Annotated in this window: 6 protein-coding genes; all 6 read right to left on the minus strand. The window is 41.9% G+C overall.

Going from position 1 to position 4,051, the window contains the following annotated elements:
* Positions 1–113: 113 nt before the first annotated feature.
* Complete coding sequence (gene hisA / locus AC3WVG_RS11045) at positions 114–845, minus strand: 1-(5-phosphoribosyl)-5-[(5-phosphoribosylamino)methylideneamino]imidazole-4-carboxamide isomerase (RefSeq protein WP_488798172.1); 732 nt, start codon at positions 843–845, stop codon at positions 114–116.
* Entirely contained in the window at positions 842–1,465 is a 624-nt protein-coding gene (locus AC3WVG_RS11050) for a hypothetical protein (protein ID WP_488798173.1), read from the minus strand. Before AC3WVG_RS11050 ends, hisA begins: the two co-directional genes overlap by 4 nt.
* Positions 1,465–2,049, minus strand: a complete 585-nt coding sequence (hisB, locus tag AC3WVG_RS11055) for an imidazoleglycerol-phosphate dehydratase HisB (RefSeq protein ID WP_488798174.1) — start codon at positions 2,047–2,049, stop codon at positions 1,465–1,467. The genes AC3WVG_RS11050 and hisB overlap by 1 nt, the downstream gene beginning before the upstream one ends.
* On the minus strand, positions 2,050–2,799 hold the full coding sequence (gene tatC / locus AC3WVG_RS11060; RefSeq protein ID WP_488798177.1) for a twin-arginine translocase subunit TatC: 750 nt from the start codon (positions 2,797–2,799) through the stop codon (positions 2,050–2,052).
* 52 nt (positions 2,800–2,851) lie between these two features.
* Complete coding sequence (tatB, locus tag AC3WVG_RS11065; protein WP_488798175.1) at positions 2,852–3,208, minus strand: Sec-independent protein translocase protein TatB; 357 nt, start codon at positions 3,206–3,208, stop codon at positions 2,852–2,854.
* A 119-nt stretch (positions 3,209–3,327) separates the two neighbouring features.
* Positions 3,328–4,051, minus strand: a 724-nt coding sequence (gene guaA, locus AC3WVG_RS11070; RefSeq protein WP_488798176.1) for a glutamine-hydrolyzing GMP synthase, incomplete at its 5' end; no start/stop codon positions are given.

Below are 4,051 nucleotides of genomic sequence, written 5' to 3' on the forward strand. Positions count from 1 at the left end.
CTGTCCGCAAGCAAGTTTTAGATGGGTCCAAGTCTTTGTACCAGCATGAAAGAAATCAAGACTGGAATAAACCATGGAAATTACGTCGATAAAAAGGTTCGGCCACAGGCTCTCTATCCTTGGCTTTCCAGCCACTCGATGGCCTCTTTGAAATCCAGGCTTCCAGAATAAATGGCCCTACCCGTGATTACACCTTCCAGCCCCCGCTCTTTTAAAGGGTAAACCTTCTTGATATCTTCTAAAGTAGCTATACCACCTGCTACGATTACCGGAACAGAAGAAAGATTTAATACCTCTTGCAAAGAAGTCAGATTTACCCCAACCTGCATTCCATCACGAGTAATATCAGTAAAAATGATAAAGGCGCTTCCAAGCCGGATAAGTTCCGGAATAGCCTGCTCTATTGTCACGCCGGTATCTTCAACCCAGCCCTTTGATTTAAGTTTGCCATTTTCTGCATCCAAAGAAACACCAACTTGACCAGGATAAAGCGCACACAACTTAGCATACAGTTCTTTATCTTCTAAAGCCATAGTGCCGATAATTATGCGGGTCACACCGGCTTCGATATAGGCTTTGGCGATATCCAGATCCCGAATTCCACCTCCCAATTGCACTGGGATGTTCACGGTTTGACAAATTTTTTCAATCAGACGAAAGTTTTTAGGTCGTCCGGAAAAGGCCCCATCTAAATCCACCAAATGAAGCCATTTTGCTCCCAATTCTTCCCAATGCCTGGCCATCTGTACAGGATCATTGGAAAAGACTGTGACTTCATGTTCTAAGCCTTGTTTCAACCGTACGCACTGACCATCTTTGATATCTACCGCCGGAAAAATGATCATAAACCTAGCTCCTTAAGACCTCTATCTATTCCTTCCCGGGCCAAGTTAATGGCAGTTATCCACTTGCCACCCCTTCTGAAAAATTTGCCGATATCTAAAATATTTTCACTTAAAGACTTTTGTTCTTCTTCAAAATGAAACCTGCGCATTTGTTTATTTTTTACATCAATCAAATACAGATCAAGAATAACAGCTGCCGGGATTTCAGCTCCCCATTCCTGGCCCTGTCTTTCCTGCCATTTGAAAACAAAAGGTACTAAAATAAAATCAACAGGCACACATTGACCAACTTTTACCCAATATTTGAAAGCGGATAATCTTGACTTATCTTCCCGCCCTACGACTAATTCCTGACACTGGCGAACAATTTTTGGTCCGACAAAGTCCTGCCCTCTTTCATTTACCAACTGAGACAAAAGGGTATCCAACTTATCTAACACCTGGGGAGAAATTTCTTTGGTCTCATAAATATATCCGGCCAACATTTCCCAACTATGTCTCGGCTGAGAAAACCCGGCTACAGCCAATGTCGCGCCTGGTTCAAAAAACAGTGCTTTTGGTTTTGTAGCACAGGAAGACAATAAAAAAACAATGATTATTAACCCTAGACCCTTTTTCATCAATCCAGGCTCCCTTTGGTACTGAGAACCTGCTTCCTACCCAAAGACAGACCCTCTTTTAATGCTAATCCCAAGGCCTTAAACGCAGACTCCAACAGATGATGCCCATTCTGACCGTAATGGAAAATAATATGCATATTGATCCTGGCATTAAAAGCTAGGGTCTTAAAAAACTCCCGCCACAAATCTTTTTCCTGTCCGGATATAATTGGTGGCAAAAGGTCATCTCCAAGGTACACAAGATAGGGGCGTCCAGATATATCCACTATTACCTCAGCCAAAGCCTCGTCCATAGGTACTTTGGCACAACCAACACGATTTATACCCTTTCGGTCATCCCAAGCTTCAGCTAGTGCCTGTCCCAGACAAATGGCAATATCTTCCAGGCTATGATGAGCATCAATATGCAAGTCGCCCGAACATTTGATGTTTAAATCAAAACCAGCCCAAAAAGCCATTAAATCCAGCATATGGTCAGCAAAACCAAAGCCGGTTACGATCCTATTTTGTCCCTCTCCATCCAGGTTAACTTGGACAGATATCTTGGTTTCTGATGTATCCCTTTCTATTTTTGCTTTGCGCATTTAACCTTCCTCTTTTTGGGCTAATTCCTGGGAACTACTTTCTTCTTTCTTTTTCTTGCCAAAGAAATGAGCCACCCAAATCCCCAGTTCATAAAGGATAATAAGAGGACCGGACATAAATATCTGGGTAACCACATCAGGTGGCGTCAAAATTGCTGAGACGATAAAGGCAATGAGTATCGCGTATTTTCTCTTTTTTCTTAAGCCGTTCGCGGTAACCATGCCCAATCGGGCCAGGAAAAAGATAAACAAAGGCAACTCAAAAATTACACCAAAAGCAAACAATAATTTGATGGAAAAACTCAAATATTCGCGAACCGAGGGCATGGGCCGAATAAAATCGGTCGCAAACCCCATAAAAAACTGAAATCCAAAAGGAAAAACTACAAAATATCCGAAAAGAGCCCCAACCACAAAGAAGAAGCCTGAAAAAAAGGCAATAGGAAGGATGTATTTTTTTTCTGTATCATAGAGTCCCGGTGCAATAAACTTCCAGAGTTGATAAAAAATAAACGGACTGACTAAAAAAAGTCCGGCCACAAATGAAACTTTAAGGTAAGTAAAGAAAGCTTCGGGCAGGGAGGTAAAAATCAATGTGCTTTCAGGAGGGAGAGCAGTAAGCAAAGGCTCCATCAAAAGCTCAAAAAGTCTCTCCGAAAAAGGATAGCAAACTGCAAAACCGATTACTGCGCCAATGATACAACGTATAAGCCTCTGACGTAGTTCCTCCAGGTGCTCAGTAAAAGTCATCTCCCCTTCCAGGGACGCATCCTGCTCAGGAGTATTCTCTTTTACCTCTTCTTTAACCATTTATCTCTTCCTTAAGACTAGCACGTTTTTTTGTACTGCTTTCTTCCTCATCCAAATCACCTTCAATTAGAACTTCCTCTTCCTGGTCATCTTTTGACTCTTCATTTTTAAGAGAACTTTCCTCTTGCTCTATGGTCTTGAAATCTTTTTTTACCTCTTCTTTGGTTCTTCTTTCCTCCTCCTTCTCTACTTCCATTTCAATCGTTCTCTTGACATCACTACTTACACGCCTGAATTCAGCCATGGCCTTGCCCAAAGTCTTTGCTATTTCCGGTAGTTTGGAAGGCCCAATAACAATTAAGGCAACAACCAAAATAATAAGCAATTCTGTTGAACCAATACCAAACATTCTATTTTCCTTTTTCTATTTCAACAACCAAACTTTAACCCCTAACTCCGCAGCCTCGCTTACCAAATATCCCAATTAATCAAACTCTAATCAAATCAATCCAGTCAAAAATCCATTTCCTATTCCCATTCAATAGTGCTGGGAGGTTTTGAGGAAATATCATAAACAACCCTGTTCACACCTTTAACTTCATTGATAATTCTGTTGGATATCCGGGCCAGAAGCTCAGAAGGCAATCTTGACCAATCAGCTGTCATGGCATCAATGCTATCTACCACGCGCAAAGCAATAACATGCTCATAGGTTCTTTCATCTCCCATAACACCAACAGTCTTTAAAGGCAAAAGCACGGCAAACCCCTGCCACACCTTACGATACCAATCAGAAGCCTTTAACTCACTTTGAACAATCTTATCTGCTTGGCGTAAGATATCCAACCTTTCCGGTGTAACTTCGCCTATAATACGAATGGCCAAACCAGGGCCAGGAAAAGGATGACGCCAGACGATAAAATCTGGCAAACCCAATTCAACAGCAACTTTGCGCACCTCGTCCTTAAACAGTTCCCGCAGAGGCTCCACTAGTTTTAGCTGCATTTTTTCTGGTAGTCCACCGACATTGTGATGGCTTTTAATTACAGCAGAAGGGCCCCTGAAAGAAACGCTTTCAATAACATCAGGATAAAGAGTTCCCTGGGCCAACCATTTTACTCCGGGTATGGCCTTGGCTTCCTTTTCAAAAACTTCAATAAAAGTGTAACCAATAATTTTTCTTTTTTCTTCGGGATCTTCAACACCCTTTAGCCGCCCGAGAAAAAGATCCTGAGCTTGAACATACTTCAAA

The sequence above is a fragment of the Desulfovulcanus sp. genome (assembly GCF_982781345.1).

Coding starts and splice junctions, on each gene's coding strand:
- hisA (WP_488798172.1), bottom strand. CDS start 845: ATGATCATTTTTCCGGCGGTAGATATCAAAGATGGTCAGTGCGTACGG.
- AC3WVG_RS11050 (WP_488798173.1), bottom strand. CDS start 1,465: ATGAAAAAGGGTCTAGGGTTAATAATCATTGTTTTTTTATTGTCTTCC.
- hisB (WP_488798174.1), bottom strand. CDS start 2,049: ATGCGCAAAGCAAAAATAGAAAGGGATACATCAGAAACCAAGATATCT.
- tatC (WP_488798177.1), bottom strand. CDS start 2,799: ATGACTTTTACTGAGCACCTGGAGGAACTACGTCAGAGGCTTATACGT.
- tatB (WP_488798175.1), bottom strand. CDS start 3,208: ATGTTTGGTATTGGTTCAACAGAATTGCTTATTATTTTGGTTGTTGCC.